The 313-nt window shown below is 61.7% G+C and carries 1 pseudogene; it reads left to right on the forward strand.

Going from position 1 to position 313, the window contains the following annotated elements:
• Window positions 1-92: 92 nt before the first annotated feature.
• Window positions 93-313, forward strand: a pseudogene (locus EN786_RS36905) (alpha/beta hydrolase); the annotation flags it as partial.

Below are 313 nucleotides of genomic sequence, written 5' to 3' on the forward strand. Positions count from 1 at the left end.
GTGCGAGGAGAAGGAGGAGCCTTTCCCGTTTGACCCTCCAGCGCTCCGTCTATAGCAGTCGTGGACGATCTCGCGGCTAAGGCGTCCGTTCCATGTCGAGCAATCCAGATTTCTCCGACTTCTTCTATGCCGCGCCAGATGGGCTGAGGCTTCACGCGCGTGTCTATGGCGAAGCGAGTTCCGCCCATTGGCCGGTCGTCTGTCTGCCTGGCCTGACGCGCAACGCGCGGGATTTTCACGAGCTTGCGCTCTATCTCTCAACGCGATCCGCCCTTGCGCGCAAGGTTGTCGCTTTCGACTACCGCGGACGCGG

Origin of the sequence: Mesorhizobium sp. M4B.F.Ca.ET.143.01.1.1, assembly GCF_004792275.1 — a bacterium.
GTDB classification, from domain to species: domain Bacteria; phylum Pseudomonadota; class Alphaproteobacteria; order Rhizobiales; family Rhizobiaceae; genus Mesorhizobium; species Mesorhizobium abyssinicae.